The 25836-nt window shown below is 66.7% G+C and carries 29 protein-coding genes; 21 read left to right on the top strand and 8 right to left on the bottom strand.

Features of this window, described 5'->3' with window-relative positions:
* Positions 1-16 precede the first annotated feature (16 nt).
* The 5 genes from AC1ROX_RS14540 (at position 17) to AC1ROX_RS14520 (ending at position 5816) form a co-directional block, all read left to right on the top strand.
* Positions 17-1777 carry a glucan ABC transporter ATP-binding protein/ permease gene (locus tag AC1ROX_RS14540; RefSeq protein WP_493126652.1) on the top strand — a complete coding sequence of 587 codons (1761 nt, stop codon included), beginning with the start codon at positions 17-19 and terminating at the stop codon, positions 1775-1777.
* A gap of 70 nt (positions 1778-1847) precedes the next feature.
* Complete coding sequence (locus tag AC1ROX_RS14535) at positions 1848-2861, top strand: ABC transporter substrate-binding protein (protein WP_493126651.1); 1014 nt, start codon at positions 1848-1850, stop codon at positions 2859-2861.
* Positions 2862-2878: 17 nt separating this feature from the next.
* On the top strand, positions 2879-3664 hold the full coding sequence (locus tag AC1ROX_RS14530) for an ABC transporter ATP-binding protein (RefSeq protein ID WP_493126650.1): 786 nt from the start codon (positions 2879-2881) through the stop codon (positions 3662-3664).
* Positions 3661-4437 (top strand): ABC transporter permease, encoded by a 777-nt coding sequence (locus AC1ROX_RS14525; RefSeq protein ID WP_493126649.1) that lies wholly within the window; start codon positions 3661-3663, stop codon positions 4435-4437. Before AC1ROX_RS14530 ends, AC1ROX_RS14525 begins: the two co-directional genes overlap by 4 nt.
* A 128-nt stretch (positions 4438-4565) precedes the next feature.
* Positions 4566-5816, top strand: a complete 1251-nt coding sequence (locus AC1ROX_RS14520) for an Hsp70 family protein (RefSeq protein ID WP_493126648.1) — start codon at positions 4566-4568, stop codon at positions 5814-5816.
* Between the two features lie 6 nt (positions 5817-5822).
* On the opposite strand, the gene AC1ROX_RS14515 is transcribed toward AC1ROX_RS14520, so the two are convergent.
* On the bottom strand, positions 5823-7355 hold the full coding sequence (locus AC1ROX_RS14515; protein ID WP_493126647.1) for an ABC-F family ATP-binding cassette domain-containing protein: 1533 nt from the start codon (positions 7353-7355) through the stop codon (positions 5823-5825).
* A 139-nt stretch (positions 7356-7494) separates the two neighbouring features.
* Between AC1ROX_RS14515 and AC1ROX_RS14510 the strand changes: the two genes are divergently transcribed.
* Together AC1ROX_RS14510 and AC1ROX_RS14505 are read left to right on the top strand one after the other, a co-directional pair.
* Positions 7495-8589 carry an LLM class flavin-dependent oxidoreductase gene (locus tag AC1ROX_RS14510; RefSeq protein WP_493126646.1) on the top strand — a complete coding sequence of 365 codons (1095 nt, stop codon included), beginning with the start codon at positions 7495-7497 and terminating at the stop codon, positions 8587-8589.
* A gap of 11 nt (positions 8590-8600) precedes the next feature.
* Complete coding sequence (locus AC1ROX_RS14505; protein WP_493126645.1) at positions 8601-8972, top strand: nuclear transport factor 2 family protein; 372 nt, start codon at positions 8601-8603, stop codon at positions 8970-8972.
* A 111-nt stretch (positions 8973-9083) separates the two neighbouring features.
* On the opposite strand, the gene AC1ROX_RS14500 is transcribed toward AC1ROX_RS14505, so the two are convergent.
* On the bottom strand, positions 9084-10007 hold the full coding sequence (locus AC1ROX_RS14500) for a tripartite tricarboxylate transporter substrate-binding protein (RefSeq protein WP_493126739.1): 924 nt from the start codon (positions 10005-10007) through the stop codon (positions 9084-9086).
* Between the two features lie 97 nt (positions 10008-10104).
* Entirely contained in the window at positions 10105-10953 is an 849-nt protein-coding gene (locus AC1ROX_RS14495) for a phytanoyl-CoA dioxygenase family protein (RefSeq protein WP_493126644.1), read from the bottom strand.
* A 120-nt stretch (positions 10954-11073) separates the two neighbouring features.
* Between AC1ROX_RS14495 and AC1ROX_RS14490 the strand changes: the two genes are divergently transcribed.
* Together AC1ROX_RS14490 and AC1ROX_RS14485 are read left to right on the top strand one after the other, a co-directional pair.
* Positions 11074-11841, top strand: coding sequence for an IclR family transcriptional regulator (locus AC1ROX_RS14490; protein WP_493126643.1), 768 nt, complete (start codon positions 11074-11076; stop codon positions 11839-11841).
* Between the two features lie 33 nt (positions 11842-11874).
* On the top strand, positions 11875-12654 hold the full coding sequence (locus AC1ROX_RS14485; RefSeq protein WP_493126642.1) for a 3-hydroxybutyrate dehydrogenase: 780 nt from the start codon (positions 11875-11877) through the stop codon (positions 12652-12654).
* On the opposite strand, the gene AC1ROX_RS14480 is transcribed toward AC1ROX_RS14485, so the two are convergent.
* Together AC1ROX_RS14480 and AC1ROX_RS14475 are read right to left on the bottom strand one after the other, a co-directional pair.
* Positions 12651-13838, bottom strand: coding sequence for an amidohydrolase family protein (locus AC1ROX_RS14480; protein WP_493126641.1), 1188 nt, complete (start codon positions 13836-13838; stop codon positions 12651-12653). The genes AC1ROX_RS14485 and AC1ROX_RS14480 overlap by 4 nt on opposite strands.
* Before the next feature lie 4 nt (positions 13839-13842).
* Complete coding sequence (locus AC1ROX_RS14475; protein ID WP_493126640.1) at positions 13843-14625, bottom strand: HpcH/HpaI aldolase family protein; 783 nt, start codon at positions 14623-14625, stop codon at positions 13843-13845.
* A gap of 57 nt (positions 14626-14682) precedes the next feature.
* Between AC1ROX_RS14475 and AC1ROX_RS14470 the strand changes: the two genes are divergently transcribed.
* From AC1ROX_RS14470 to AC1ROX_RS14450, 5 genes are read left to right on the top strand one after another with little or no spacing between them, the layout of a single operon-like run.
* On the top strand, positions 14683-15549 hold the full coding sequence (locus AC1ROX_RS14470) for an aldose 1-epimerase (protein WP_493126639.1): 867 nt from the start codon (positions 14683-14685) through the stop codon (positions 15547-15549).
* Positions 15550-15559: 10 nt separating this feature from the next.
* Positions 15560-16327: an SDR family NAD(P)-dependent oxidoreductase gene (locus AC1ROX_RS14465; RefSeq protein WP_493126638.1), complete on the top strand. Its 768-nt coding sequence runs from the start codon at positions 15560-15562 to the stop codon at positions 16325-16327.
* The gene (locus tag AC1ROX_RS14460; RefSeq protein ID WP_493126637.1) at positions 16324-17007 is read left to right on the top strand and encodes a hypothetical protein; all 684 of its coding nucleotides are present in this window, start codon (positions 16324-16326) and stop codon (positions 17005-17007) included. The genes AC1ROX_RS14465 and AC1ROX_RS14460 overlap by 4 nt, the downstream gene beginning before the upstream one ends.
* A 14-nt stretch (positions 17008-17021) precedes the next feature.
* A complete protein-coding gene (locus tag AC1ROX_RS14455) occupies positions 17022-17984 on the top strand; it encodes a Bug family tripartite tricarboxylate transporter substrate binding protein (protein ID WP_493126636.1) in 963 nt (320 codons plus the stop codon).
* A 3-nt stretch (positions 17985-17987) separates the two neighbouring features.
* Positions 17988-18857, top strand: a complete 870-nt coding sequence (locus AC1ROX_RS14450) for a DUF3592 domain-containing protein (protein WP_493126635.1) — start codon at positions 17988-17990, stop codon at positions 18855-18857.
* 90 nt (positions 18858-18947) lie between these two features.
* Here AC1ROX_RS14450 and AC1ROX_RS14445 read toward each other — a convergent pair whose 3' ends face one another.
* The 3 genes from AC1ROX_RS14445 to AC1ROX_RS14435 are packed head-to-tail and all read right to left on the bottom strand — an operon-like array spanning position 18948 to position 21988.
* On the bottom strand, positions 18948-19640 hold the full coding sequence (locus AC1ROX_RS14445) for an alpha/beta fold hydrolase (protein WP_493126634.1): 693 nt from the start codon (positions 19638-19640) through the stop codon (positions 18948-18950).
* A 10-nt stretch (positions 19641-19650) separates the two neighbouring features.
* On the bottom strand, positions 19651-20724 hold the full coding sequence (locus AC1ROX_RS14440; RefSeq protein ID WP_493126633.1) for a patatin-like phospholipase family protein: 1074 nt from the start codon (positions 20722-20724) through the stop codon (positions 19651-19653).
* 19 nt (positions 20725-20743) lie between these two features.
* Complete coding sequence (locus tag AC1ROX_RS14435; RefSeq protein WP_493126632.1) at positions 20744-21988, bottom strand: MgtC/SapB family protein; 1245 nt, start codon at positions 21986-21988, stop codon at positions 20744-20746.
* Positions 21989-22163: 175 nt separating this feature from the next.
* Between AC1ROX_RS14435 and AC1ROX_RS14430 the strand changes: the two genes are divergently transcribed.
* From AC1ROX_RS14430 to AC1ROX_RS14400, 7 genes are all read left to right on the top strand, one after another.
* Entirely contained in the window at positions 22164-22454 is a 291-nt protein-coding gene (locus tag AC1ROX_RS14430; RefSeq protein ID WP_493126631.1) for a hypothetical protein, read from the top strand.
* Between the two features lies 1 nt (position 22455).
* Positions 22456-22776: a DUF3325 domain-containing protein gene (locus AC1ROX_RS14425; RefSeq protein ID WP_493126630.1), complete on the top strand. Its 321-nt coding sequence runs from the start codon at positions 22456-22458 to the stop codon at positions 22774-22776.
* Positions 22776-23624, top strand: coding sequence for a tonB-system energizer ExbB (gene exbB / locus AC1ROX_RS14420; protein ID WP_493126629.1), 849 nt, complete (start codon positions 22776-22778; stop codon positions 23622-23624). The genes AC1ROX_RS14425 and exbB overlap by 1 nt, the downstream gene beginning before the upstream one ends.
* Positions 23625-23627: 3 nt before the next feature.
* Entirely contained in the window at positions 23628-24041 is a 414-nt protein-coding gene (gene exbD / locus AC1ROX_RS14415; protein ID WP_493126628.1) for a TonB system transport protein ExbD, read from the top strand.
* Entirely contained in the window at positions 24038-24781 is a 744-nt protein-coding gene (locus AC1ROX_RS14410) for an energy transducer TonB (protein ID WP_493126627.1), read from the top strand. The genes exbD and AC1ROX_RS14410 overlap by 4 nt, the downstream gene beginning before the upstream one ends.
* 4 nt (positions 24782-24785) lie before the next feature.
* Entirely contained in the window at positions 24786-25187 is a 402-nt protein-coding gene (locus AC1ROX_RS14405; protein ID WP_493126626.1) for a Fur family transcriptional regulator, read from the top strand.
* Between the two features lie 84 nt (positions 25188-25271).
* Positions 25272-25784: a sigma-70 family RNA polymerase sigma factor gene (locus tag AC1ROX_RS14400; protein ID WP_493126625.1), complete on the top strand. Its 513-nt coding sequence runs from the start codon at positions 25272-25274 to the stop codon at positions 25782-25784.
* Positions 25785-25836: the final 52 nt, after the last annotated feature.

Genomic DNA, 25836 nt, shown 5'->3' with positions numbered 1-25836 from the left:
GACGCGGACGAATCACATGGAATTCTTCCGCGTCTACAGTCGCGTCATCGGCCTCCTGCGGGCCGAGAAGGGGCTGGCGATCACCCTGGCCATCGCGAACATCGCGGTGGCTGGGCTGCAGTTCTACGAACCGGTCCTGTTCGGCAAGGTCATCGACCTGCTGAGCAACGCGCGCAACAAGCCGGTCGAGGCCCTGTGGCGCGAGGCGCGCGAGATCCTGGGCCTGTGGGCGCTGGTCGGCATCGGCGGCATCGTGGCCAATATGGTGGTGTCGCTGCAGGCCGACCGCATGGCGCATCGCCGCCGCCTCGGCGCCATGGCCACCTACTTCCAGCATCTGCTGATGCTGCCCTTCTCGTTCCACAACTCGCAGCATTCCGGCCGGCTGATCAAGGTCATGCTGACGGGCGTCGACAACCTGTTCGGCATCTGGCTGTCCTTCTTCCGCGAGAACCTCGCGACCCTGGTGGCGCTGTTCGTCATGCTGCCGCTCAGCATGTTCATGAACTGGCGGCTGGGCCTCCTGCTGCTGATTTTGATCCTGTTTTTCGCCGTCACCAACGTGTGGGTGGTGAGCAAGACCGACCGGCTGCAGAAGAAGGTCGAGGACCTGCACAGCGAGCTCGCGGGCCGAGCCGGCGACGCGCTTGGCAACATCCATCTGATCCAGAGCTTCGTGCGGCTGGGCGCCGAAACGCGCGAGATGCACCGCATCATCGGCCAGACCCTGCAGGCGCAGTTCCCGGTGCTGAACTGGTGGGCGTTCCTGTCGGTGCTGACGCGCGCCGCCTCGACCATCACCGTGATCGCGATCTTCGTGCTTGGCACCTGGCTCTACACGCGCGGCGAGGCCACGGTCGGCGAGATCGTGAGCTTCATGGGCTTCGCCACCATGCTGATCGGCCGCATGGACCAGGCTTCGGGTTTCGTCAGCCGCATCTTCTTCCAGATGCCGTCGCTCGGCGATTTCTTCCGCGTGCTCGATTCGCAGTCGACCGTGCCGGACAAGCCCAACGGCATCGATATCGGCCGCGCCAAGGGCGAGGTCGAGTTCGACGACATCAACTTCTCCTATGACGGCAAGCGGCCGGCGCTGGTCCACTTCTCGCTGAAGGTGCCGGCCGGCACGACGGTGGCCTTCGTGGGCCCCACCGGCGCCGGCAAGAGCACGGCGCTCTCGCTGCTGCACCGCATGTGGGACGCCCAGTCGGGTGTGGTCCGCATCGACGGCGTCGACCATCGCGACATCAAGCTGGAATCGCTGCGGCGGAACATCGGCGTGGTCTTCCAGGACAGCACCATGTTCTACCGCTCGATCGCCGACAATCTGCGCATCGGCAAGCCCGACGCGACGCAGGCGGAGCTCGAGGAGGCGGCCAAGCTCGCCGAGGCGCACGATTTCATCATGCGCCAGCCGGAGGGCTACGAGACGCTGGTCGGCGAGCGCGGCACCACCCTGTCGGGCGGCGAGCGCCAGCGGCTGGCCATCGCCCGTGCGCTGCTGAAGAACCCGCCGATCCTGATCCTCGACGAAGCGACCAGCGCGCTCGATTCGGTCACCGAGGCGCGCATCCAGAAGGCGCTGAAGGTGCTGATGCAGGGCCGCACGACCTTCGTGATCGCCCACCGGCTCTCGACCATCCGCGAGGCCGACCAGGTCGTGGTGTTCGAGCATGGACGGGTGGTCGAGCACGGCGCCTACAAGGCGCTGATCGGCGAAGGCGGCGCCTTCGCCCGGCTCGTGGCGACCCAGCAGGCTGGCATAGAATCTGCCTGATATCCCCTTGGCGGGCGTGAATTGTCCGCCTAAGAGTCGCCTGACAGGGCCTTCACGGGGATCACGAAAAATGAGCAAACTCGCCAAGATGCTGGGCGGTGCGGCAGCGGTCGCGCTGGCGCTCGGCAGCCTGCCGGCCAACGCCCAGACCGCCATCAAGTTCACGTTGGACTGGGTCTTCCAGGGTCCGACCTCGCCGTTCCTGGTGGCGCTGGAGAAGGGCTACTACAAGGCCGAGGGCCTCGACGTGACGATGGACCCGGGCCAGGGCTCGGCCGGCGCGGTGCAGAGGGTGGCCACCGGCGCCTACCAGATCGGCTTCGCCGACGTGAACTCGACCATCGAATACAACGCCAAGAACCCGGGCAAGGAAGTGCTCTGCGTGTTCATGGTCTACGACTTCGCGCCGTTCGGCGTCTATGCGCTGAAGAAGAGCGGTATCAAGACGCCGAAGGACCTCGAGGGCAAGAAGCTCGGTGCGCCAGTGTTCGACGCCAGCTTCCGCCTGTTCCCGGCCTTCGCCAAGAAGAACGGCATCTCCAAGTGGGAGCACGTCAACCTGACGCCGCAGCTGCGCGAGCAGAGCCTGGTGCAGGGCACGGTCGACTTCATCTCCGGCCACTACTTCTCCTCGATGCTCGACCTCAAGGCGCGCGGCGTGGCCTTCGAGGACATCGTGTCGATGCGCTTCGTCGACTTCGGCATGGACGTCTACGGCAACGGCGTCGTGATCTCGCCCGAGATGGCCAAGAACGAGAAAGCGGTGAAGGGCTTCCTCGCCGCCACGATGAAGGGCTGGAAGGACGTCATCGCCAATCCCCAGCTCGGTATCGCCGCGGCCAAGAAGCGCGATCCGCTGATCGACGAGAAGCTCGAGATGGAGCGCCTCCAGATCTCGCTTGAGACCAACATCCTGACGCCTTACGTGAAGGCCAACGGCATGGGCGACGTCGACCCGGCCCGCTTCGCCCGCGCCGTGAAGGATGTGTCCGAGGCGTTCAGCCTGCCGACCGCGCCGGCGCCCGACAAGGTGTTCAGCAACGCCTACCTGCCGCCCAAGGCCGACCGGATGGTTAGCAAGTAAGAGGCCGGACAAAGGCGATGGCCTTCGTCGATCTCAAGGGCGTCAGTCTCACCTACCGGCTCGGCAAGGACACCACGGTGGCCCTTGCCGATGCGACATTCGGCATCGAGAAGGGCGAGTTCATCGCCGTTGTCGGCCCGTCGGGCTGCGGCAAGTCCACCATCATGAAGCTGGTCACCGGCCTGCTGCCGCCGTCGGGCGGTGAGATCGCGGTGGACGGCAGGAAGGTGACCGGGCCGATCAAGGGCGTCGGCATGGCGTTCCAGAACCCGACCCTGATGCCGTGGCGCACGACCATGAACAACATCCTCCTGCCCCTGGAGGTGGTCGAGCCGCACAAGCGCCGCTTCCGCAGTCATCGCGCCGAATATGTCGAGCGCGCGATGAAGCTCCTGAAGACGGTCGGTTTGCAGGACTTCGCCGACAAGTATCCCTGGCAGCTCTCGGGTGGCATGCAGCAGCGCTCGAACCTGTGTCGCGCCCTGATCCACGAGCCCGAGCTCTTGATGCTCGACGAGCCGTTCGGGGCGCTCGACGCCTTCACGCGCGAGGAATTGTGGGGCGTCATGCAGGCGCTGTGGATGGAGAAGCGTTTTACGGGCGTGCTGGTGACGCACGACCTGCGCGAGGCGGTCTATCTCGCCGACACGGTTTACGTCATGAGCCGGCGGCCAGGCCGTATCGTGCTGGCGAAGAAGATCGATATCCCGCGGCCGCGCACGCTCGCCACCACCTTCGAGCCGCACTTCGTCGACATCGTCCACGAGCTGCGCGACCGCATCCACCAGGAGCACGCGCCATGAGCGACCTCAAGCGCGAGGCGCTGAGGCATGCCATGCCGTGGCTGGTGCTCGCGGCGCTGCTGATCGTCTGGGAAATCTGCTGCATTGCCTTCCAGGTGCCCGAGATCATCCTGCCCAAGCCGACCAAGATCTTCACGGTCTTCTTCCAGCGCTTCGATATCCTGATGGCCTATTGCTGGGACACGCTGTGGACCACGACGATCGGCTTCCTGCTGGCGATTGCGTTCGGCCTGCTGCTCGGCCTCGCGGTCGGCGCCTCGCCGTTCGTCTATTCCGGCCTCTATCCGCTGCTGATCGCCTTCAACGCGATCCCCAAGGTGGCGATCGTGCCGATCCTGATGATCTGGGTCGGTGTCGGTTCGCTGCCGGCGGTCATCACCGCTTTCGTGATCAGCTTCTTCCCCATCGTGGTGAACGTGGCGACCGGGCTTGCCACCATCGAGCCCGAGATGCGCGACGTGCTGCGCAGCCTCGGCGCCTCGCGCTACGAGATCCTGACCAAGGTCGGCATCCCGCGCGCCATGCCCTACCTGTTCGCCAGCCTCAAGGTCGCGATCACCCTGGCCTTCATCGGCTCGGTGATCTCCGAGACGGTGGGCGGCAACAATGGCATCGGCTTCCTGATGCTCTCGGCCAGCGCCCGCAACGACGCGCCGACCACCTTCGCTGGCCTGTTCGCCATCGCCATCATGGGCGTCGCGATGTACGCGGTCTGCGCCCTGGTCGAGAAGCGCATGACCCGCTGGGCCTTTCGCGGCGAGATCGTCGCTTGAAAAGCAAAAGGGCCGCCGGTGTCTTTGGCAGCCCTCTATCGCGCATAGAGTAGGCGAAAAGAAACAGTCTGGCAACGAAGCGGCCATCGTAATAGATGACATCCCCTTCGCGACCCAAGGGGACTGTGATGACCGCCTGCGGACTTGATTTCGGCACTTCGAATTCGGCGATCGGCGTGGTGCGCGACGGCACTGCGATGCTGGCGCCGGTCGAGGGCGACAATACGCTGCTGCCGAGCGCTGTGTTCTTCGACCAGGAGACCAAAGGGCGCGTGCTGCTGGGCGAGGCCGCCATCGCGGCCTATGTCGATCACACCGAGGGCCGCCTGATGCGGGCGCTGAAGTCGATCCTGGGCTCGTCCCTGATCGACGAGGAGACCAGCCTCGGCGGCCGCAAGGTGCCGCTCACCAAGGTGGTCGAGATCTTCGTGCAGAACCTCAAGCACAAGGCCGAGGCCTTCGCCGGCGAGGAGATCACCTCCGTCGTGATGGGCCGTCCGGTGCGCTTCGTCGATGACGACGACATAGCGGATGCGCGGGCTCAGACGGTGCTGGAGCGCGTGGCGCGCGAGGCCGGCTTCCGCGAGGTCGCCTTCGCCTACGAACCCATCGCGGCGGCGCATCACTACGAGCAGACCGTGCACCGCGAGGAGCTGGTGCTGATCGCCGACATCGGCGGCGGCACCAGCGACTTCTCGATCGTGCGAGTCGGGCCGGGACGCCGCGACCGGGCGGACCGCAGCGGCGATGTGCTGGCGACATCGGGCGTGCGCATCGGCGGCACCGACCTCGACACCGCGCTCAGCCTTGCCTCGGTGATGCCGCTGCTCGGCCTCGGCACGCAGCTGGTCGCGAAGAACCTGCCGATGCCCAACGCGCTCTATCACCAGCTCGCGACTTGGGCGACGATCAACTTCGCCTATACCTACCGGAACGAACGCGAGATTGGCGAGCTTCAGTCGCTGGCCGCCGAGCCGGAGAAGGTGGCGCGCCTGCTGAAGCTGGTGCACGAAGGCCTCGGCCATCGCGTCGCCTTCGCCGTCGAGGACGCCAAGATCGCGCTGAGCGCCGAGGATCGCGCCGCGATCCCGCTGGCCTTCCTCGAAGCCGGCCTCTCGGCTCTCGCGACGCGCCGCGAGTTCGACCGTGCGATCAGCACCGCGACCGAGCGGCTGCGCAAATCGGCCGGCGACTGCATCGCCGCGGCCGGCCTCAAGCCGGAGAACATCGAGACGATCTTCCTCACCGGCGGGTCGAGCCGCGTCCCCGCCGTCCGCACCGCCGTCGCGCAAGCTGCCCCGTCCGCCCGCATCGCCGGCGCCTCCGATCTCCTCTCCGTCGCCCTCGGTCTGGCGCAGATGGCGGGGCGTACGGGCTAATCGCGGTTAAACCTGCGAATCGAAAAACGCGTCGGCGTCTTCGGTTTCGACCAGGCGGCCCTTGCGGATCTCCAGGAACCGCGTCGCCACGGTGCGGGTGAAGAAGCGGTCGTGGCTCACGAAGAGGCACGACACGTCGCTCTTCTCGAGCTGCTCCTCGAGATCTTCCTGGCCCTCGATATCGAGATGGTTGGTCGGCTCGTCGAGCACGTAGAAGTTCGGCCGCAGCAGCTTCATCTTGAGGAACACCAGCCGCGCACGTTCGCCGTGACTCAGCACGCCGATCGGCTCCTTGAGGCGAACGAAAGCGAAGCCGGCGCCCGCGAGCTGGCGCACCGCGTCCTTCTCGGTGACGCCCTCGGCTTCGACGACATAGTCGAGGATGCGGGTCGTGACCGGCAGCTCGCTCATCGCCTGGTCGAAATAGACCAGCCGGCAGGCCGGATTGAAGCGCACCGCGGCCTGCCCGTCATAATGCTCGCGCTCAGGCTCGTAGGCCGCCGCCAGAGCGGCCAGCAAGGTCGACTTGCCGGTGCCGTTGGTGCCCAGCAGCGCCACGCGCTCGCCGGCCGCGATGGCAAGCCGGTCGATGGCGATCAGCTTGCGATCCGAGTTCGGTACCGTCACGTCGAGGTTCGAGAGGCGCAGCGCCACTTTGGCGTCGATGTCGCCATCGGCCAGTTCGAGCCGTCGCTCGCGTGCGACATAAGTCTGCGTGCGCTCCTTCTCGATGCGCGCGATGCGGCTCTCGACGGCGTTCTTGCGCTTGTTGAGGTCGGGATTCTTGACCGCCCAGACCTTGTAGCGCGCCGCGGCCTGCTCCAGCCGCTTGATCTCGCGGTCCTCCTGCCGCGCCCGCGACGCGGCCGTGGCGTCGCGGCGTAGGAGTTCCTCGCGCGCGATCGAGAAGCGTGTCTTGAAGGCGTGCACGCCGTCCGAGCGCAGGAACAGCGTCCGCTCGGTCACCCGGTCTAGGAATTCGCGGTCGTGGCTCACGATTAGCATCGGCACGGCGAACTCGGCCGTCAGCCAGCGCTCCAAGGTGTTGATGTTGGCGAGGTCGAGATGGTTGGTCGGCTCGTCGAGGATCAGGATGTCGGGCTCTTCCAGCCGCGCCGCCGCCGCGATCAGCATCAGCCGCTGCCAGCCGCCCGACAGCGTGCCGAACGGCTTGTCGAGGATTTCCGGATCGACGCCGATCTCGTCGACCAGCACGTCGATGCGCCAGTCCTCGCCGTCCTGTCCGACCTTGGCCAGCGACCGGGCCAGCGCCTCGCGCACGGCGAGGGCGGCGAGACCTTCGGGCACGTCCTGCGGCACCTGGCCGATGCGCAGGCCGCGCGAGCGGATCACCTGGCCGGCATTGAGTTCGTGCACGCCCGTCAGGCACTTCAGCAGGGTCGACTTGCCCGCGCCGTTCTCGCCGACCAGCGCCGTGCGCGCATCGTCCAGCAGGAACGACACGTTCTCGAAGACACGGCCCGAGCCGTAGAAGAAAGAAGCCTGCTCCATGCCGAGCACGGCCTGACGCGACGCCATTGGTCTATCCGGACGAGAGAAACGGCAGCGCCTTTACCACCGCTCTGCGGTCAGGGCGAGGGGCAGGTGCTCTCGCAGGCTTGCCGCGCGCGCGGTCGCGTGAAAGCATTTCGAGAAACAAGAACATGGAGGAAGCCCGATGGACGTCGGCATGATGATGGTCTTCGCCAGCTACGGCTGGGAGAACTGCTCCGATCAGCGTGTGTGGGATGAGGAGATCCGGCTGGCGCGGATCGCCGCCGATTCAGGCTTCGACTGCCTGTGGTCGGCCGAGCATCACTTCAACGACTACTCGTTCGTGCCCGACAATCTGGCGCTGATGACGCATCTGACGGCGCTGTGCCCGGACATCGATGTGGGTACCGCCGCGGTCATCCTGCCCTGGCACGATCCGCTGAGGGTCGCGGAGAACGCCGCCGTGCTCGACATGCTGAGCAAGGGACGGTTGCGGCTCGGCATGGGCCGCGGGCTGGCGCGGCGCGAGTTCAACGCCTTCCGCCTCAGCATGGACGAATCGCGTGGCCGCTTCGACGAAGCCGCCCCCATGATCGTCGAGGCGTTGAGGACCGGCTTCATGGAAGGCGACGGCAAATACTACAAGCAGCCGCGCATCGAGATCCGGCCGCGGCCGCTTCATTCGTTCGACGGCCGCATCTATGCCGTGGCGTCGAGCGAGGATTCGATCGACTCGGCCGCGAAGCTCGGCGCCCATATGGTGATGTTCGCCGACCGGCCCTGGGAGATGCGCGCGCCGATGATCGAGAAGGGGCACCAGCTTCATCGCCAGTATCACGGCACCGAGCCGCCGCGGGTGATGCTGACCGAGTTCTGCGTCTGCGGTCCCGATGCTGCGACCATCGAGGACGAGGCGCGGCAGTACCAGGGCAAGTTCGTCGAGAGCAACTTCTATCACTACGAATTTCTCGGCGAGCACTTCAAGTCGGTGAAGGGCTACGACTCCTACCAGCAGAAGGCCGATCTCGCGCGCAAGGGCGGCGGCATCGAGGGCGCCATCACCGGTTTCATGAAGGCGGCGTCCTGGGGCACGCCCGACAAGATCCTCCGCGACCTTGAAGCGCGGCGCGCGCTGCTCGGCGACTTCGAGATGAACGTTGCCTTCCGTTTCGGCGGCACCCCCTACGAGGTGAGCGAGCGCGGGCTGAAGCTGTTCGCCAAGGAGGTCCTGCCGGTAGTGAAATCTTGGGGACCCGTCAGTTCGGCCAAAGCGGCCTGAAGGAGCATGTCATGAGCAACGCACAAACCGTCATCGATCTCGACAGGAAGCGCATGCAGGCGATGGGCGCCAAGGACTACGCCACGCTTGAGGCGGTGATTGCCGACGAGCTGATCTACACGCACTCCACGGCGCGTATCGACACCAAGGAGAGCCTGATCGGCGCCATGAAATCGGGCGCCACGGTCTATACCGCCGTCGAGCCGTCCAACGTGAAGGCGCAGGATCTGGGCGACGTCGTGGTCCTGACGGGCGAGGCGCAGATCAAGGTCGTCTCGAAAGGCACGCCCAACGCCTTCGGCGTGCGGTTTCTCGATGTCTATGCCAAGCGCAATGGCGCGTGGCAGATGGTGACGTGGCAGTCGACAAAGCTGCCGGTGTGAGTTCCAGTTAGGGAAGAGGAAGGATCCCTCGCTACGCTCGGGATGACACCATTTTTGTCATCCCGAGCATGGCGAGGGCTGCGGTGCAGCCACCCTGGTCCGGCTAACGGGTTATTCGGGCTGGACGCCGGCTTCCTTGAGAAGGGCAGACCAGTACTTCGCTTCCGATCTGAGCTTTGCGTCCAGGGCGGCCGGTGTCGCCTGATCCTGGGGAACGGGCTCCATGCTGAGCTGCGCGAAACGGGCAATAACGTTATCGTCCTTGAGGGCCGATTGCAGCGCACTTGAGAGTCTATTGGTCATGGCAGTCGGCGTGCCTTTGGGGGCATAGAGTCCATACCAGGTCGTGATGCCGATCTCGGGGAAGCCCGCTTCCTTGGTGGTGGGCACTGAAGGCAAGGCCGCCACCCGGTTCTTCGTCGTCACTGCATAGGGTTTGATCTTCCCGGCCAGAATGTTTGCCGTCGTGCCCGTCGCGGGCTCGCAGTAGACGTCGATCGTACCTGCCAGCAGATCCTTCATGACCTCGCCGCCGCCTTTGTACGGGATGACGGTCACTTTCGTCTTGGTCGCGCTGGTGAACATCAATCCGCACAGATGCGCCACCGAGCCAAGGCCCGAATGTGCGTAGTTGACCTGATCGGGCCGCTCGCGGATGTAGGCCACGAGTTCCTTCAGGTCCTTTGGCGCGAGATCGGCCTTGCCGACGATCGTCATCGGCACATCCGTAACCAGGCCGATGGCCTCGAAACCGTCGATCGGATCGTAGGGGAGGGACTTGTACAGGCTGGTGCTGGTCGACTGGCCGACATGTCCCAGCAGGATCGTGTAGCCATCAGGCTTGGCCTGTGCCACGCGCGCCGTGCCGATCGTGCCACCGGCGCCGCCGACGTTCACGACGATGATTTCCTGCCCCAGGTTGCGGCGCATCGCATCGGCCACCAGTCGGGCGATGATGTCGCCCGGCCCCGCAGCGGCGAACGGCACCACCATCGTGATGGGTCTGTTGGGATAATCCTGGGCAATCGCCGGCATGGCGCCGCACAGGATCGCGCATAGGGCGGCAATCCATTTCCCGATTCGAATCACAGTCTTTCCTCCCTGTATTTTTTGATTATCCGGCGTTTGTCCGTCAGGCCGTCTGTCTTGCGTGCCTGGCCTCTTCTTCGAGATAGGCATCCCGATAGAGGCCGACGACACGCTCGTGTTCCTTCAGCTCTCTAGCGCCCAACTCATGAACCGGCCAGTCGGCGGATTCGAAGTGTCCATGGCGATCGGTGCCGCGGACGAGCAGCGCGGCCTGTCGGACCGAGCCGGACGGCCTGGTGCGCGTCGGGATGTAGTTCAGCCCCAGACCGATACGGCGATGCGGCGACGTATTGGGGCCTGAGCGGTGGGGGCAGAGGCCGTGATGCATCGAGAACCAGCCCGGCCGGAGCGGCATGGCGACCGGAGCGCTATCGTCGAGCGGCTCGGTGATGATCTGGCCGGCCCGATTGACGCTGTTCTTCACGGCGCGCGAGACATGGCTGAGTTGTCGCGGCTTGCCCTTGAAGGAGAGCGCGTCCATGCAGCCCGCCGCTTCACTCGCCTCGGTCAGCGCGATCCAGACCGTGACCTCTTCCTTCGGCTCCAGCCCGTAGTAGGTCGAGTCCTGGTGCCAGGCCGCGATGGTGGGGGAGCGCGGCTCCTTGATGAAGAACGTGCTCGTGAAGATCATGAAGTCTGGCCCCAGCAGCCCCTCGACCCTGTCGAGAATGCGCGGATCCCGGGCCAGGCGAGCGGCCCAGGGCAGGATCAGATACGGCATCGACCGCCAGCGCATGTCGTCATGCGCGTTGATCGATGTGCCGAGCCAGGTCTCGTAGCGCGCAACGCCCTGGCGACACTCTTCCAACTCTTGCTCGTCGAGCAACGGGAACGGCGACAGAAATCCGTCATGCTTCCACTGGACCACCTTTTCGTCCGGCAGCCTTTTCACGCGCGTCTCTCTGCTTGACGTCAAAATCGACATTGGTGCATATTCCGTTTATCGGGATTTAGTTCCAAAACTATCGCAAGCGTGTCGGTCGATTGTCAACTCGGCGGCGGGACGGGGGAGATGCCTGAGAAATCCGACATGTCGGGAACGGTGGCGCGAACGCTCGCCATTCTGACCGTCATGGCCGAGGCGGGTGGAGACGTCGGCGTCACCGACGTCGCGAAGGCGCTCGGCCTGCCGATGAGCACGTCCCATCGCCTTCTCGACCTTTTGCGGGGTGCGGGGTTTGTCGAGCGGGACGCCACGCAGCGCCGTTACCGGCTGGGCCTGCAGTTCCTGCGCGTGGCCAACCTGGTGACGCAGAAGACGTCGTTCGCGACGCTCTGCCAGCCGGCCCTCGACCGGATCACCGCGGAAACCGGCGAGACGGCGCTGTTTTGCGAATACCTGCCGGATCGTCAGATGGCGGCCTATGCGGCGAACAGCGACAGTCCGCATTCGCTGCGGTACCGCATCACGCTGTTCGAGCCCGTGCCCGTCGAATGCGGCGCATCGGGACTCGCCATATTGTCGTTCCTGCCGGCCGACGTGCGGGCCAAGATCTGCGCGTCTCCCCGTTCTTCGCCGCTGACCGGAAAGCGGCCGACGAGTGCTGCGTTGCTCGATCTTGTCGAGACGACGCGGCGCAAGGGTTACGCCCTCAGCAACGGCGACAAGCTGCCGGATTCGATCGGCATCGGCGTTCCCATCAGGCTCTCCGAAGATCGGATCGTCGGCTCTCTCACGTTGACGATTCCCGAAAGCCGCTTCGCAAAAGCGAAGCTCAAATCATACGTGACCCTGCTGTCCCAGGAAGCCCGGCTGCTGTCGGAAGCCAGACACCGGTGAGGGGCGCAAATTCCATTAAGTCGAGGAGGAACTATGAAGGGTAAAGTCGCGCTGATCACCGGGTCCACGCAAGGCCTGGGCCACGCCATGGCCAAAGAGCTCGCGGCCAATGGCTGCAACGTCGTGCTGAACGGCTTCGGCAACGCTTCGGACATACAGAACGCCTGCCGCGAGCTCGAGGATCGTCATGGCGTGCGTGCGATACACCATGGTGCGGACCTCGCGGACCCCAGCCAGATCGCCGACCTTGTCGCGACGGCGGAGCAGACGTTCGGTGCCATAGACATCCTGATCAACAACGCCGTTGTCCGGCACTTCTCCCCTGTCGAGCAGTTCAAGCCCGAAGACTGGGATCGTTCGCTGGCGGTGAACCTGTCTTCGGCCTTCCATACCGTGCGGCTTGCATTACCGGGCATGAGGCGGCGCGACTTCGGCCGGATCGTGAACATCTCCTCGGTGTTCGGCCTGTTCGGCACGACCAATCGGGTCGACTACGTCACGACAAAGACGGCCCTGATCGGCTTCACCCGGGCCATCGCGCTGGAGGTGGCGGATCAGAACATCACATGCAACGCGGTTTGCCCGGGATCCTCCCCGACGCCCGCGATCGAAACGCGCCTGACGGCCTTCATGGCCGAAAGGGGCCTGACCAGAGAAAAGGCGGAGGCCGAGTTTATGGCTTCGCGGCAGCCGTCGAAGCGGTTCGTCGCCATGGACAACGTTGCGGCCCTGGTCGCTTTCCTCTGCGGTACCGGCGGCCGGGACGTCACCGGCGCGGCGATCCCCATCGACGGCGGCTGGAGTGCGAGCTAGGCCAGCACCCCATCCTTCGCGACGACGCGGCCTGACTTGACGACGAGGCTGCGGCGTTTGCGGGTGGCGACGGCTTCGGCGAGCGTCGTGGCTTCGACTGTGACGAAGTCGGCGAGGCCGCCGACCTTGAAGCCATAATCCTTGAGACCGAGCACGCGCGCGGCGGCGGCGGTCACCATGTCGAAGGCCAAGGCCAGCTCCGCGTCATGGCGGAAGTTGGCGCGGTAGCCGATCTGCATGGCGCGGTCGAGCATGTCGCCGTTGCCGAAGGGCGACCAGGCATCGCGGATATTGTCGGAGCCGCCGAATATCTCGACGCCGTGCTCGCGTAAAAGCTTGAGCGGCGGGATGGTCGCGCCACCCGGTCCGTGGCTCATGATGGCAACGCCGGCACGCGCGAGAATATCGGCAGCGCGGGTGACGCTCTCGGTCGAAACCGAGCCCAGCGCGAAGGCATGACTCACCACGACCTTGCCCTGCAGGCCCGCAGCCTCGGTTCGCGCGGCGATGGCGAGGATCTGCGCCAGCCCGCCTTCGCCGCCGTCATGCAGGTGAATGTCGACGCCGGCGCCGCGCCGGCTGGCGATGGCGAACACCGCGTCGAGATGGGCGTCGAGATCGCCGTCGATGCCGACCGGATCGAGGCCGCCGACAAGATCCGCGCCTTGCGCGATCGCCTCGTCGAGCAGCTCCGCCGTGCCGGGCGAGCGTAAAATGCCGCTTTGCGGGAAGGCCACGATCTCGATGGTCACGAGATCGCGGAAATGCTCGCGGATCTTCAGCACCTCGTGGAGGTTTTTCAGACCGAGCTGATTGTCGATGTCGACATGGCTGCGCATGTGCAGGGTGCCACTGGCCACGATCTGGCGCACCAGGTTCGAGCCGGTCTCGAACTCAGGCACCGTGCGTGCCGCGCGCACCCGGCGCTCGGCTGCGATGCGGTCGGAGACCTGGTTGCCCGCGGATTGATTGGGCACCCACGGCAGGCCGAGCAGGGTCTTGTCGAGATGGATGTGGCCGTCGACCAGCGGCGGCAGGACGAGCGTGCCACCGAGATTGATCGTGTCGGCACCGGCAGCTGTACCCGAGGCCGGGAGGAGGGCGGCGATCCGCCCTCCCTCGACCTCGATGTCGTGCCGGCTGCCGTCCGGCAGCGTAGCGTTGGTGAAGCGCACGCCGGGCATCCGCTTACTTGGCGGCGGCCGGGCCGCCTTCCTTGCGCGTCTGGGCGACCGCTTCGCGCGCCGCCTTGGCCATCAGGCCGGCATCGTTGGCGATGGTGACGAGCTGGAAGCCCTTGTGGACCATCTTGGCGGCGTAGCTGCCGGTGCCGTTGTGCAGGCCGGCGAACTGGCCGCGCTTCTTGGTGGCGGCGAGCAGCTTGTCGTAGATCGACAGGATCTGCGGCTCCTCGCGGTCGAGCATCGGCTTCAGGCCAAGCGACAGGCCGAGGTCGGACGGTCCGATGTAGATGCCGCTGATGCCCGGCACGTCGAGAATGGCGTCGATATTGTCGATCGCCTCCTGCGTCTCGATCATCGGGATGATCAGCACTTCGTCGTTGGCCATCGCCTGGTAGGGCGTCGCCTCGCCATAGGCGCCGGCGCGGATCGGGCCGTTGGAGCGCTTGCCCTTCGGCGGATAGAGCGAATAGGAGACCAGCGCCTTGGCTTCGGCGGCCGTGTTCACCATCGGGCAGATGACGCCCCAGGCGCCGCCGTCCAGCACCTTGCCGACGATGCCGGGCTCGTTCCACGGCACGCGGACCAGCGGCGTAATCGGATGCTTGTCCATCGCCTGGAAGCAGCGGACCATCGAGAGGTAGTCCTGCACGCCATGCTGCATGTCGACCGTGACGCTGTCCCAGCCGCACTGCGCCATGGTTTCGGCGGCGAAGCCGTCGGGGATCGCCAGCCATCCGTTGACGCAGGCCTTGCCGGCCTGCAGCCGCTTCTTCAGCATGTTCGACATCGATGCGTTTCCTCGTGATTTGAGAACGGGGGAGTTTACACAGCGACGGGGGATGGTGTGACGCTTTTGTCGCTGCGGGTGGGCCGGCTTTCCGTCGATCTGGCGCCGGAGGCTGGCGGCTCGGTCGCGCGCTTTGCGCTCGATGGTGAAGGCGATCTGTTGCGCCCGGCGTCGGATTCTGCGCTGGCGTCGGGCACGGGCAAGGACACGGCCTGCTATCCGCTGGTGCCGTTTTCCAATCGCATCGCGAACGGTCGTCTCGCATTCGGTGATGAGGTCATTCACCTGCGCACGAACTGGCCGGGCGTGCGTCACCCCATGCACGGCGACGGCTGGGCGAGAGCCTGGGATGTGGTGCAGCACGACCGCCAGTCCGCTGAGCTGGCCTTCGTCCATGAGGTCGGTGAGGGCGTCGCCGGCTGGCCGTTCCGTTACCGCGCGCGCCAGACGTTCGGGCTCGACGAAATGGGACTTACCGTCGCCGTCTCGATCGAGAACCTTGAGGATCGCGACGTGCCGGCGGGGCTGGGCCTGCATCCGTTCTTCGTGCGCGATGCCGAGACCGAGCTCGCCTGCCGCCTGTCGGGCGTGTGGCGCACCGACCGCGAGGTCCTGCCGCTGCAGCGCGTGCCGATGCCACCTGAATGGGACTTCTCCCAATCGCGCCGGGTCGACGGGCTGGGGCTCGATCATTGCTTCGATGGTTGGGACGGCCACGCCACCGTCACCTGGCCGAACCGCGGCCTGCGGCTCAGCCTCGCCGCGACGGAAGCATTTCGCCATCTGGTGATCTATGTTCCCGACGGCCAACGATACTTCTGTGTCGAGCCGGTCAGTCACGCCAACGGCGCCGTCGGGCAGAGCCCGCTGGCCGCCGGCGCGACTTTGGCCGGCGAGGTCTCGTTTCGCTTAAGCAGGATCTAGAAGGAACGCCATGTCCTCGTTCGCCTCCTATCCCAGCCTCTCGGGGCGCACCGTCTTCGTTTCCGGTGGCGGCTCCGGCATCGGTGCCTCGATCGTCGAGCATTTTGCCGAGCAGGGCGCCAAGGTCGGCTTCGTCGACATCGACGAGGCGGCGTCGAAGGCGCTGGTCGAGAAGATCGAAGCAAGGCGCCATACCGTGCCGCTGTTCGTGCCCTGCGATATCCGCGATGTGGCGGCCTATCAGAGGGCCATCGAGGGCGTGGCGGCGCAGCTCGGGACCATCACGGTGCTGGTGAACAACGCCGCACGCGACGACCGGCACACGATCGACCAGGTGACGCCCGACTTCTGGGACGAACGCATCGCGGTCAACCTGCGCCATGCCTACTTCGCGATCCAGACGGTAGCGCCGGGCATGAAGAAGGCGGGTGGCGGCTCGATCGTGAACTTCAGCTCGGTGAGTTACCACACGATGACGCCCAACCTCTCCGTCTACCAGGCGGCCAAGGCGGCGGTGATCGGCATGACGCGCGGCCTCGCGCGCGACCTCGGCGGCGACGGCATCCGCCTCAACGCCGTGACGCCCGGCTGGATCATGACCCAGCGCCAGCTCGATCTCTGGGTCACGCCGGAGGCGAAGGCGGCGCAGCTCGGCGCACAGTGCCTCAAGGAGCTGCTCTATCCGCCCGACATCGCCCGCATGGTGCTGTGGCTCGCCGCCGACGACAGCCGGCTGGTGACGGCGCAGAACTTCGTCGTCGATGGAGGCCGGATGTGAACGCGGCCGCCATCGCCTCGCTGCCGAGGCGCTTCTTCCACGGCTGGGTGCATGTGTTTCAACACCTGCTGCCGCCGACCTTCTATTTCTTCGTCGCCTTCAACCTGATCATCTTCACGACCAACCTGCTGACGCACAATTACTGGTTCGACCTCGGCAGCTTCATGCTGGCCAGCACGACGGCGCTGATCGTTGGCAAGGTCGTGCTGGTCGTCGACAAGGTGCGGATCATCGACAAGTTCCGCGGCGCGCCGCTGATCCAGCCGATCCTCTACAAGTCGGTCTTCTACACGACTGTCGTCACGATCGTGCGCTTCCTCGAGAGGCTCCTGCACTTCGCCTTCGATCCGCGCGGCTTCGATGCCGCTGCCCAGGCGGCGATGCTCGACTTCACCTGGCATCGCTTCGTGGCGGTGCAGGTCTGGATCTTCGTCTGCTTCCTGATCTACGTGGCCGCGAGCGAGCTCAATGCGCTGGTCGGCGACGGCCAGTTGCGGCGCCTCTTCTTCCATCACCGGTCGTCGGAATATCGCCTGACGCGGCGCCAGCACATCCGCGCGCTGATGGAGATCAGCCGGCTCGCACGCGATACGCCGCACGAACAGTTGCTCGATCCCGCCACGCCGCAGGGCAGCCGGTTGGTCGCGCTGGTCGACCGGTTGCGCCGGCGCAACGTCTGAAGAGAGTTTCGATCATGCGTCCCTCGTTGTTTCTGCGGCTCCTTTGCGGCGTTGCGCTCCTGGCCTTTCCCGCCCACGCGCAGGATTGGCCGACCAAGCCGGTGAAGATCGTCGCCCCCTTCGCAGCCGGCGGAAACGTCGACGTCACCGCCCGCATCGTCGCGGCGCGGCTGCAGGCTGAACTGGGACAACCGGTCGTCGTCGAGAACAAGACCGGCGCCGGCGCCATGATCGGCTCGGAGTTCGTCGCGCGCTCTGCGCCCGACGGCTACACCTTGCTGATGACCTCGGCCTCGCTGACCAACAGCCCGGCTTTGTTCGGCCGCACGCCGTACGACTGGCAGAAGGATTTCACCTTCGTCACCGCCGTCTCGTTCCAGCCGCTGGTCCTGCTGGTCAATCCGTCGATGCCGGCGAAGACGATGACGGAGTTCCTGGAGCTGGCGCGCAAGGACGCCGGCAAGATGACGATGGGCACGGCCGGCGCCGGCTCGTTCACGCACCTCGCCGGACTGCTCATCGAGCAGCGCACCGACGTGCGCTTCGAGTCCGTCCACTATCGCGGCACCGCCCCCGGGCTGGTCGACCTGATGGCGGGCCAGATCCAGTTCCAGTTCGAGCCGATCGCCACGGCGCTGCCGCTCCTGAAGGAGGGCAAGCTACGGGCGCTGGCCGTCACCTCGCTGCAGCGCGCGCCGGCGTTGCCCGACGTGCCGACGGTCGCCGAGACGATCCCGGGCTACGAGTCGATCAACCTGCTGGGCCTGATCGCGCCGGCCAAGTTGCCGGTTCCGGTGCTGTCGAAGCTGAGCGCGGCGATGAAGACCGTGCTGCAGGATCCGACCGTCATCCGCCGCTTCGACGAACTGGGCACCGAGGCGCGCTTCACCACGCCGGAGGCGTTCTTCGAGATCATGCGGACCCAGGCCGACACCTGGATCCCGGTCATCCGCAAGGCCAACCTCAAGCTCGAATAGTCGATGGCCATCGACGCGAGCTGGCGCTGGATCGCCTGGACGATCCTCGGGATTGGCGGGTTGCTCGTGGCCGGCGGCGTCCTGCTGGGGCTGGGCAATCTTCGCCACACGCTCTACGGCGAGCGCGCCGACGGCGTGATCACCGGGATCGTGCGCGAAGGCGACATGTATCTGCCGGTGGTGCGCTTCCGGCTCCCCGACGGAGAGTCGATGGAGGTGAAGGACCTTGGCGCCGGTGCGCCTGATTTCTCCGCGGGCGACACCGTCACCGTTCTCTACTTCCCCGAAAACCCGGAGGATATCCGCCTCGACACGTTCGAACGGCTCTGGCTGGTGCCGATCATCGCGGTCGGATTCGGCTGTTTCTGGCTGATGTTCGGCGTCGTCGCCTGGGCGCTGTCGCGCAATGCCGATCTCGCGCTGGTGGGCGAGCGCGCCTTCACGGTGATCGCACTGTCGGCGTTGCTGATTGGCGTCTTCACCTTGTGGAATGCAGTCGACCTCTATGCGAGTGGCGGCCGGGCGCGCGGCACGGTGACGGAGATTCGCGAGAGCCGCTCGATCGTCACGGAGGAGGTGACGACGCCAGCCGGGCGTGAAGTGCGCAGAGACGTCGAGCGCATCTCCTTCGCGCCCATCGTGCGCTTCACCACGCCGGAAGGTCGCGAGGTCGAGTTCCACGGCCGTGGCGGCAGCGGCACGGCGTTCGCGGCGGGCGAGGGGGTGGACGTCGTCTACGACCGCAATCAGCCGAGCCGCGCCCGCATTATCTCCTTCATCGATCTTTGGCTGCCGGCGGCCGTGGCTTTCGCGGTGGCGCTGGTCTTCGGCGCCGCCGTGCGTTTGTCACGGTGGAGTCGAAGAAAACCCTGAGCCGGGATGCATCAATGGAGCGCGCAACTCCAGTTGCGCTCAAGCATTCATGAGCATGAGCGCAACTGGAGTTGCGCGCTCCAATGAGATCTACAGACCCATCCGCTTGATCCACGCAGCCAGCAGCCCGGACAGTTCATGCGGCTTCTCCAGCGGGGCCATGTGGCCGCAATCTTCGAGGATACTGAAGCTCGAGTTGGGCAGCGCCTGCGCCATGCGTTCGGTCTCGGCGAAGGTGCGCAGGCGGTCCTGGCGGCAGGCCACGACCAGCGATGGGCAGGCGATGCGCTCGAGGTCGGCGTAGCCGTCGCGGCGCACCAGAGCGGCCTGGCGCTTGCGGACTTGCGGCCCCAACCGTCGCTGCATGCCGCGCAGCCGGTCGAGCAGTACCGGATCGGTGTCGCGATCGGGATGCAGCCCCATTGCGTTGGAGACCGCGCCAGCGGCGCGTGGCGGCCGGTCGCCCGGGCGATAACCCTCAAGCCGCCGTGCCCGTTCCTCGTCGGAATAGCCGCGTGCGGACGAGGCGACGAAGGCAACGCCCGCCACGCGCTCCGGCGCCATCAGGGTGAGCACTCGGGCCACGAACCCGCCCATCGAGAATCCGACCAGCACGAAGCGCTCCGGTGCTTCGGACAGTACGCGCGTTGCCATGCCTTCGAGCGAATCGTCCTCGTAGACATTGCCGAAATGGAGGGAGCCCAGCGCTTCGAGATCCGGGACCATGTCGGTCCACAGATCGGCGTCGCACATGAAGCCGGGGAGAAGCACGAGGGAACGCATCGTCGAAGTCTTATGCCCAGAGCGCCTTGACCTTGGGCAATTCGGCCAGGCCGCGCTCGTGGCCGTATTTCAGCATCGGGCCGATCCACTTGGGATCCATGATGTTGTCGACATGCTGCGTGCCCGGCAGCAGGCCGGCGACGGTCAGAAGGGTGCGCGTGCCGCCGGCTTCGAGGTCGCGGATCTCCTGCTGCAAGGTGTTCGGCATGCCCGAGGTGCGCAGGCCCTGCGTCACCGCCTCGGGGCCACCGTCGCTCAGCGAGATGACCAGCGCGCGCTTCACGCCGGCCACGACGTCGGCATGCGTGCTGGTCTGGCAGATGCCGCCGTCCATGCACAGCCGGTCTTTCAGCCAGGTCGGTCCCATCGAGCCCGGCAGCGAGGAGCTCGCCGCGCAGGCGACGTCGACATGCAGGCCGGCGCTTGCCGAGACAACGATGCGCTCGCCCGTGTAGCAGTCGGTCGCCGTCGTATGCAGGGCCGGCGAAGGCCAGGTCGTGGGGCCGATCAGCCGGTGCAGCGTGCTGAAATACTTGTCGCTGCCGGCGGGGTTGCGCGCCGCCATCGCGGCGCGGCCGATGGCCCGGATGGTCTCGAAGCTCGCATCCTTGGCATCGACTGCGAATTTACGCGCGCGCTCCTGGCTGGGATTGGCCTGCAGCGCCGGCACCAGCTCGGCGAAGAGCTTGGGGAAGTCGGCGAAGAAGTTGAGTTCGCCCGTGAGGCGCCACAGCCGGCCGCTGCACAGCACCGCGCCGGCGACGGAGCCCGCCGAGGTGCCGACCACGACATCGGCCGTCGCGAGGTCGACGCCGTACTGCTTCAGCGCGTGGAAGTAGCCCATCATCCACGAGACCAGATAGGCGCCGCCGCCGCCCAGCACGAGGCCGCGTTCCTTTCCGGCGCCGGGCGAGGGCGTGTAGGGGATGGGATGCGCGAGGTCGTCGTTCCAGCCGGCGGGCGTGGCACCTGCAGCCGTTGGTGTTGGCGACTGCGCCAGCCCAGGCCGCGCAATCGCGGTCACAGCGGCGAGCGTTCCGGCGGCGATGAGGCCGCGGCGGCCAAACTTTTCTTCGACGGTCATGGATTTCCTTCGGACGCGATCACGCGACCAGCATAGCCGCCCAGGCTGCCGCCAGCATCAGGAGCTGGCCGGGAATGACATAGAGTGCGAAACGCGGACCGCCGGCGGTGAAGGCGAATACCATCTTGGTCACGGTGTTGGTCGTGAAGGCCGCGAGGATGGGAATCACGGCGGCGGATGCTGCAAGCTTTCCATCGGCGACCAGCGACGCGACCGAGATCGACGGCGCATGCGTGTCGGCGAAACCCGCCGCGCCGGCGGCGATGATGACGCCGGCCTCGCCCATCCAGTCCTGCAAGGCGGCGGCGAGCAGCAGGACGCCGGCCAGGATGCCGGCGAAGATCAGGGCCGTCTTCAGGCTGAAGGCGTTGCCCTGCGTCTCCTCGACCTCGCCGCGTTTCTCCCGCAACGCCCACAGGGTGAAGGCGCCACCATAGAGGACGGCCGCACCGCCGGAGAACATCAGCGGCAGCATGAAGGCCTTGAGGACCGCGAGGTCGGTGGCGGCGATCAGGATGCCGAGCTGCACGACCGTGGCGACCGAGGACAGGACCGCGCCGGCCGCCGCCGGCTTCATCACGTCCGGTTCCTTGGCGGCCCGTCCGCCCATCGCACCGATCGTGGCCGAGCTCGAGATGAAGCCCGAGGCGAAGCCTGCCAGCGGCAGGCCGTAGCGCGGTCCGACGATGCGCACGAGGATGTAGCCCAGCGCGCCGATGCCCATCACCAGGATAACCACCAGCCAGATCGTGCGCAGGTTCAGCGCGCCATAGGGGCCGATCGGATGGTCGGGCAGCAGCGGCAGTACGACCAGCGTGGCGCCGGCGAAGATCAGGAGATCGCGGATCTCTTCGTTGGTCAGCACCGAGCGCACGAAGCGATGGAGCTCGGCGCGGGCGTTCAGCAGCACCGCGACCACGACGCCGACACCGGCGGCAAAAGCGGGCTCGCGAATGGCAAGGCCGCCCAGCAAAGCGGTCGCCACCAGCGCTGTCTCCGTCGTCAGGCCGGGATCGGTCTCGCGCGCATGCCAGTAGGAGAGGCCGGCGAAGGCCACCATGCCCAGCACGACCGCCGCCAGCAGGATCTCGCCGCCCGCCGCGGCGCCGGATGCGCCGGCCAGCGAGGCGAGGGTGAACGTTCGCAACCCTGCCGCGCCGCGTCGCGAGCCTTCGACCTTCTTGCGCTCTCGGTCGATGCCGATCAGCAGGCCGACGCCAAGGGCCACGGCGAAGCCCAGGAAGAGGGAATGGAGTTCGAACATGATGCAGGGTGACTGTAACACTTCCTGGTGTCACGGAGCGGAAACATGAACCATCCCGGCAGGCATTGCCGCCAGTCCGGGCGAAAATAAATCCGTCCCCGGCGCTCCGGCGGGGGAGAAATCGGCCCCTCTCATTCGTCTTAGGACTGAGAGGTAATTGCAACGTGGTTCCGTCATGACCGGTCTTTCCGTCCTTGTCCGCCTCGTCGCGGCCATCGGCGGCGGCTACGCCGTGGCCGCCGGTCTGGCCGCGCTCATGGCGGTAGCCCTGCCGGCCGGCGGGCTGATGGCCCGCAGCGAGGCCGTGGTCCTGGCCTCGATGCTTGCATTCCTCGTGTATCTGGCGCTGCTGATCTGGGCTTTCGCCGACCGGCAACTCATACGCCTTTGCCTGGTCATGGTCGGCGCCGGCATAGCCTCCTGGGGCGGCGCCTGGGGCCTCCTGCGCCTGACCGCCGGGGGCTGAAATGGCACCCGCTCTCCTGCTGTCCCTGGCGCTCGCCTCCTATTTCGGCTTCGCGTTGCTGGCGCTGAGCCAGGACCGCCACTGGGAGCGCGTGGGCGGGGGGCGCCATTGCCCGGCCCGGCTCGTCCCGCCGATGCGGATCCTCGGCTACGTCCTGCTGGCGGCGTCGCTCGCCCTCGCGCTGTGGCGCGACGGCCCCGGCTTCGGATCGCTCGTCTGGGCCACGATGCTCAGCGTCGGGGCGATCGCCGTGACCTGCACTCTCACCTGGCGCGCCAACTGGCTGCGTCCCGTCGTTCGTACTCTTCAAGGTATCGCGTAATGTTGGTTCGTCGTCTGCTGGTTCTGCTTTTCCTGTTCCCGTCGCTGGCTTGGGCGCAAGCACCGGCGCCGGTGACGACGGAGCCCGCGCCACCGGCTGCGTCGACTGCGCCCGCCGATCCTGCTGCTCCGGCCACACCCGCCGATCCCGTTGCAACGCCGGCCGCTGTCCCGCCTGCGTCCCCGCCGCCGGTCGCCGGCTCATCGGTGCTGCCGAAGGACCTGTCGGTGTGGGGCATGTTCCAGGCGGCCGACTGGGTGGTGCAGGGGGTGATGATCGGGCTGGTGGTCGCCTCGGTGCTGACCTGGACGGTGTTCGTGGCCAAGAGTCTGGAGCTCATGATGGCGGTGCGGCGTCAACGCCGCCTGCTGGGGGCCATCAACAATGCCCCGTCGCTCGACAAGGCGCCGTCGAGCGAGCTGGTGGCGGCGGCGCAGGCCGAGCAGCGGCTGAGCGCCGACACGGTCGACGATCGCGATGGCTTGAAGGAGCGGGTGGCGTCGCGGCTGGAGCGGATCGAGGCGGCGACCGGCCGGCGCATGCTGAAGGGCACCGGCGTGCTGGCGACGATCGGCTCGACGGCGCCGTTCGTGGGCCTGTTCGGCACGGTGTGGGGCATCATGAACTCCTTCATCGGCATCTCGAAGTCGCAGACGACCAACCTCGCCGTCGTGGCGCCCGGCATCGCCGAGGCGCTGCTGGCCACCGCGCTGGGGCTCGCGGCGGCGATCCCGGCGGTGGTGATCTACAACCACTTCGCCCGCCAGGTGTCCGGCTATCGCGCGCTGGTCGGCGACACCTCGGCCGCCGTGCTGCGGCTGGTCTCGCGCGACCTGGGACGGAGGTAGGCGATGTCGGTCAAGCTCGACCATGGCGGCGACGAGCTGCCGGAGAACCACGAGATCAACGTCACGCCGTTCATCGACGTGATGCTGGTGCTGCTGATCATCTTCATGGTGGCGGCCCCGCTGGCGACGGTCGACGTGCCGGTCGACCTGCCGGTGTCGACGGCGGAGCGCCAGCCGAAGCCCGACACGCCGCTGTTCCTGACCCTGAAGGGCGACCTGTCGTTCACCTTGAAGGACACGCCGATCAGCCGCGAGGCCTTGCCCAAGGCGCTGGATGAAGCCACTGGCGGCAAGAAGGACGAGCGCATCTTCCTGCGGGCCGACAAGGCGGTGCCCTACGGCGAGCTGATGCAGGCGATGAACGTGCTGCGGACGGCGGGCTACCTGAAGGTGGCGCTGGTCGGGCTGGAGCAATGAGGGAAGCGGCCCGCTGGATCGGCGCGTTCGTCTTCGTGCTGGCGCTGCACGCGGGCGCGATCCGGATCGCGCTGGGCTGGGCGACCGCCGAGGTGCCGTATTCGCCGCCGCCGGCGGCGATCATGCTGGAGCTGGCGCCGCTGCCCGTCGCGCCGGAGCCGACGCCCAGCGAGATCCCGCCGGGCCCGGAGCTGAGCGAAGTGATCCCCGAGCCCGAGGAACCGCCGCCGGTGGAGATGCCGCCGCCGGTGCTGGCGGAGGTGACGCTGCCGGAGCCCGAGCCGCCGCCGCCGCTCGACCTCAAGCCACCGCCGCCGCCCAAGCCGATCGAGAAGAAGGTCGAGAAGAAGCCGCCGCAGCCCAAGGTCCAGGCGCCGCCGTCGGCCCCCGAGCAGGCGCAGACGGCGTCGGCGCCGAGGCCGGGTGCGTCGGCCGATCCGCCGTCGGCGACCCTGCCGACCTGGAAGGGCCTGCTGCTGCGTCATCTCGAGAAGCACAAGCGCTACCCGCCGGAAGAGCAGCGGGCGCGCCGCGAGGGACAGCCCGCGGTGCTGTTCACCATGAGCCGCGACGGAAGGGTGTTGGCCGCGCGCATCGTGCGCTCGTCGGGCAATGCCGCGCTCGACCAGGAGGCGCTCGACCTGCTGCAGCGGGCGCAGCCCCTGCCGCCGCTGCCGCAGGACCAGCCCGGCGAGAGCCTCGACCTCACCGTGCCGGTGAATTTCTTCCTGAAGAGGTGAGGGGATGGAACGGTTGGAGGATCTGTGCCGCGAGCGCGGCGTGCGGCTGACCGATCAGCGCCGCATCGTGCTGGAGGTGCTGGAGGCGGCGACCGACCATCCCTGCACCTTCGAGATCCATCGCCGCGCCTCGGTCGGCCGCCGCATCGGCGTCGCCACGGTCTATCGCGCCCTGAACAGCCTGGCGACGGCGGGCGTCGTGACGCGCCACGTCTTCCGCGACGGCAAGGCGCGCTATGAACGCGCCGGCAAGGCCGCGCATCCACACCTGATCGACGTCACGACGGGGGATGTCGTCGAAGTGGATGACGACGGCGAACTCACGCGTATGATCGAGGAGGAAGCGCGCCGCATGGGCTTCCGCCTCGTCGAGTTCAGGCTGAGACTGTTCGGCGAGAAGTCCTGACGCGCCGTCCGGCGGGATGCTTGCCGGATTTTTTCATCGCCCCTATAACTCAATTGCGAATGGTTCGCAGTTACTGGAAGGCTATTGGGGCACGACCGAAGCATACTGGCCCTCTACCTGGCCCATCGCGGCGAGCTGGTGAAATACGCCACCACCATCGTCGGCGACCGGGCGCGCGCCGAGGATGTCGTGCAGGAAGCGTGGCTGCGCTTCGGCTCGGCCTCGCAGGACCGCACCCTCGATGAGCCGGTGGGCTTCCTCTATCGCGTCGTGCGCAACCTCGCCGTCGATGTCCGGCGCCGGCTCACGCGCGAGGAGCGGGTCGTGGCGCCGGTGGAAATCGTCGCTGCGCCCGAAGGCGTCGATAACCATGCCTCGCCCGAGGCCACGGCTGCCGCGCGCGAGGAACTGGCGTTGCTGCAGGAAGCGCTGGCCGAGCTGCCGGAACGCACCCGCATCGCGCTCGAGATGCGCCGCTTTGGCGGCTTCAAGCTGCGCGAGATCGCGGCCCATCTCGGCGTGTCGGTGACGGTGGCCCACGAGATCGTGGCCAACGGCATCGCCTATTGCCGCCAGCGCGTGCGGCCGCCGTCATGACACACGATTTCATGCGCCTTCCGAAATCGCGCGTCTGCCGGGCGTCTTCTGG

Source organism: Reyranella sp. GW821-FHT14A01 (genome assembly GCF_058803965.1).
This window is presented reverse-complemented; position numbering and strand designations above follow the sequence as displayed.

Coding starts and splice junctions, on each gene's coding strand:
- AC1ROX_RS14540 (WP_493126652.1), top strand. CDS start 17: ATGGAATTCTTCCGCGTCTACAGTCGCGTCATCGGCCTCCTGCGGGCC.
- AC1ROX_RS14535 (WP_493126651.1), top strand. CDS start 1,848: ATGAGCAAACTCGCCAAGATGCTGGGCGGTGCGGCAGCGGTCGCGCTG.
- AC1ROX_RS14530 (WP_493126650.1), top strand. CDS start 2,879: ATGGCCTTCGTCGATCTCAAGGGCGTCAGTCTCACCTACCGGCTCGGC.
- AC1ROX_RS14525 (WP_493126649.1), top strand. CDS start 3,661: ATGAGCGACCTCAAGCGCGAGGCGCTGAGGCATGCCATGCCGTGGCTG.
- AC1ROX_RS14520 (WP_493126648.1), top strand. CDS start 4,566: ATGACCGCCTGCGGACTTGATTTCGGCACTTCGAATTCGGCGATCGGC.
- AC1ROX_RS14515 (WP_493126647.1), bottom strand. CDS start 7,355: ATGGCGTCGCGTCAGGCCGTGCTCGGCATGGAGCAGGCTTCTTTCTTC.
- AC1ROX_RS14510 (WP_493126646.1), top strand. CDS start 7,495: ATGGACGTCGGCATGATGATGGTCTTCGCCAGCTACGGCTGGGAGAAC.
- AC1ROX_RS14505 (WP_493126645.1), top strand. CDS start 8,601: ATGAGCAACGCACAAACCGTCATCGATCTCGACAGGAAGCGCATGCAG.
- AC1ROX_RS14500 (WP_493126739.1), bottom strand. CDS start 10,007: ATGCCGGCGATTGCCCAGGATTATCCCAACAGACCCATCACGATGGTG.
- AC1ROX_RS14490 (WP_493126643.1), top strand. CDS start 11,074: ATGCCTGAGAAATCCGACATGTCGGGAACGGTGGCGCGAACGCTCGCC.
- AC1ROX_RS14485 (WP_493126642.1), top strand. CDS start 11,875: ATGAAGGGTAAAGTCGCGCTGATCACCGGGTCCACGCAAGGCCTGGGC.
- AC1ROX_RS14480 (WP_493126641.1), bottom strand. CDS start 13,838: ATGCCCGGCGTGCGCTTCACCAACGCTACGCTGCCGGACGGCAGCCGG.
- AC1ROX_RS14475 (WP_493126640.1), bottom strand. CDS start 14,625: ATGTCGAACATGCTGAAGAAGCGGCTGCAGGCCGGCAAGGCCTGCGTC.
- AC1ROX_RS14465 (WP_493126638.1), top strand. CDS start 15,560: ATGTCCTCGTTCGCCTCCTATCCCAGCCTCTCGGGGCGCACCGTCTTC.
- AC1ROX_RS14455 (WP_493126636.1), top strand. CDS start 17,022: ATGCGTCCCTCGTTGTTTCTGCGGCTCCTTTGCGGCGTTGCGCTCCTG.
- AC1ROX_RS14450 (WP_493126635.1), top strand. CDS start 17,988: ATGGCCATCGACGCGAGCTGGCGCTGGATCGCCTGGACGATCCTCGGG.
- AC1ROX_RS14445 (WP_493126634.1), bottom strand. CDS start 19,640: ATGCGTTCCCTCGTGCTTCTCCCCGGCTTCATGTGCGACGCCGATCTG.
- AC1ROX_RS14440 (WP_493126633.1), bottom strand. CDS start 20,724: ATGACCGTCGAAGAAAAGTTTGGCCGCCGCGGCCTCATCGCCGCCGGA.
- AC1ROX_RS14435 (WP_493126632.1), bottom strand. CDS start 21,988: ATGTTCGAACTCCATTCCCTCTTCCTGGGCTTCGCCGTGGCCCTTGGC.
- AC1ROX_RS14430 (WP_493126631.1), top strand. CDS start 22,164: ATGACCGGTCTTTCCGTCCTTGTCCGCCTCGTCGCGGCCATCGGCGGC.
- AC1ROX_RS14425 (WP_493126630.1), top strand. CDS start 22,456: ATGGCACCCGCTCTCCTGCTGTCCCTGGCGCTCGCCTCCTATTTCGGC.
- exbB (WP_493126629.1), top strand. CDS start 22,776: ATGTTGGTTCGTCGTCTGCTGGTTCTGCTTTTCCTGTTCCCGTCGCTG.
- exbD (WP_493126628.1), top strand. CDS start 23,628: ATGTCGGTCAAGCTCGACCATGGCGGCGACGAGCTGCCGGAGAACCAC.
- AC1ROX_RS14410 (WP_493126627.1), top strand. CDS start 24,038: ATGAGGGAAGCGGCCCGCTGGATCGGCGCGTTCGTCTTCGTGCTGGCG.
- AC1ROX_RS14405 (WP_493126626.1), top strand. CDS start 24,786: ATGGAACGGTTGGAGGATCTGTGCCGCGAGCGCGGCGTGCGGCTGACC.